We start from the raw sequence: 2,212 nt of genomic DNA on the forward strand, positions 1-2,212 counted from the left end.
TTGCTCGATTGATTTGCGCCCGCACTGGATAGGCAAATTGGTCTGCTAAGTTCAGTCCCCGCAATCGTCGCATCAATATTTGATAAATTTTGTTAACTTGCGGATCTTGTTGATATTTTGCTTGAGAGGTTAAGGCATTGAACGCAACCTGTAATTCGACCAGACTCATTGCACCAGTCCCCAGATAATAACCCCAACGATACATGCGGTTGTCTAGGATATTGTAGTGACGCAATGTCCGCAAATCTTTTCGCAGCGTGTGTAGTGAGTAAGCTGGCAAATCAATACCGCAGCCACGAGCAACTTCCTGCAAACGCACCGACACCTCAGTAAGTGCATCATGATAACCCCCAGATTTTGTATCGATTGAATCATTAAAATCACTGCCGCCCACTCCGGGATAACGCACAAAAGTCGCAATCAGTAACATCAACCGTTCAAACGCCTGGAGGTCAGTATAAAGATGAGCAATAGACTTCTTGGACATTTTAACCTGTCAAGTAAAAGAAAATATTCAACTAGTACTTAAATTAACCTCTCAAAGCTCTACTAGTCTTGCTTTTTAGGTAATTTTAAATAATCAAATAAATACTCGGATTTAATGGATTTATTGAAATACATTTTGCTACTATGCAGTTTATACAAGGTAAATCAAGGGATTCAGGCTACATTGCACTCAAACGGCAGAAGTACTAAACCGATATCTTAAATAGATAATTTTCCGCGTAAATTGTAGTTATAGTGTCAAAATAGTTACTTAAAAACCTTTTCAGGGAATCTTAAGTATAAAGATACTTTTTTGTCAGGGCAGCAACCGAACTTTGTTGGTTGTCTGGTTAGTAAAAATTGAACAAGAAAGTAGAGGGAAAAAGGCAGAAGGGATAAATCCCTTCTCCAATTGCCCGATAGCCCAACGTTAGCGACACAGGAGCGTCACCGTCTGGGCAGCCGGAGCGAGTCACGGGTTTTAGTGCCCCACCAAAATCAAAGATTTGGTGGACTGCAATTGGTTGGGGTTTGAAGCCCCACGATATTACATCCTTCTGCCTTCTTCACATATTCAAGTAAGTAATTTAACTAAGTTAGTTATCTACTAAACAATGACTACTTTTAACTTCTCTATACCAAGACAAACGCAACATCTTTGGCAGAAAGTCTCGTCACATTGGTCTCATTATAATCGTCCAAATAAGCAGCGATTTTTGGGTAGCATTCAGATTAGTCAAAAAGCCACAGACCAAGTTTTAGATGTTGTAGGCTATAACTTGAGCAACCTAAGTACAGTTACTTATAATAAGTTATATGAAAGATTCGATGAACCTGAGCATAACTGGCTGAAAATTCTAACTTTTGCTCTATCTGAGTATGCATATTATTATTCAAGCGTTGAAGAAAAATTTTGGTATGGTTTTTGTCAAAGGTTAAAACTTTCGTGTAATCAAAGTTTAGAGAAGACACTACGTCGGATTGTTGGTGAAGGGTTTGACCTACTTGGTCTTGTCAAAGCTAAAGGAGGATATCCCTATGTATCAACCTTATGGCTGCAAAGTGGTATTCCTCAACAAAACCTCAATCATTTTGCTCAGTTAGTTCAGGAATTCTCAAATGAATATGGATGGTGGGAAATTGCCCATAGCTCATGTGAAGATATTTCTGAAGAACTGTTTGATTTTTGTCAAGAAAAGCATCCTCAATGGGCTACTCTAATTCATTTTCTCAAAGCTAGTTGCCCGCAGAAAGAAAACGAGGAAGTTGAACCAATCTCCGGGCAGTTACTTCAAGGTATTGCTATTATTGCTGTTGAACTTGAACGTCAAGGAACATTACCGGAAGCGCTGAAAGATGACAATGAGCGCGAAAAGCTGCTGAGAAACTATTACTTACCAAACAATTTTTTCTTGAGGGATTGGAACAGTCTAATTCAGGTTTTAACTCCTAAACAGCGTCGTTTTGGTAATAGCCGTAAAATAATTAGTCGTCGCCAAAAGCCTCTATCACTGGTTTTAGATGTTACTGAATCATTGAATATGCAGCTAGTGCTGCCAGAACAAAGCCTTTGGAAGAAAGGTTGGGAACGCTTAAGTAGTACTTTCTGCCAAATTCCAGCAGCACATTGGGAAGGTACTATTCCCAATAATCCAGGATTAATGATTCCCGAACAAGTTGTAAATATCAAAAGTGGGGCTGAACTATGGGAATGGCAACTCTTAGA

General features: G+C 39.3%; 2 pseudogenes. One reads left to right on the top strand and one right to left on the bottom strand.

From position 1 onward, the window contains the following. A pseudogene (locus LC586_RS40295) lies at positions 1-487 on the bottom strand (WYL domain-containing protein); the annotation flags it as partial. 613 nt (positions 488-1,100) lie between these two features. Between LC586_RS40295 and LC586_RS40300 the strand changes: the two are divergent. Next, a pseudogene (locus LC586_RS40300) lies at positions 1,101-2,212 on the top strand (chromosome partitioning protein ParA); the annotation flags it as partial.

Source organism: Nostoc favosum CHAB5714 (assembly GCF_020829495.1).
Taxonomy (GTDB): Bacteria; Cyanobacteriota; Cyanobacteriia; order Cyanobacteriales; family Nostocaceae; genus Nostoc; species Nostoc favosum.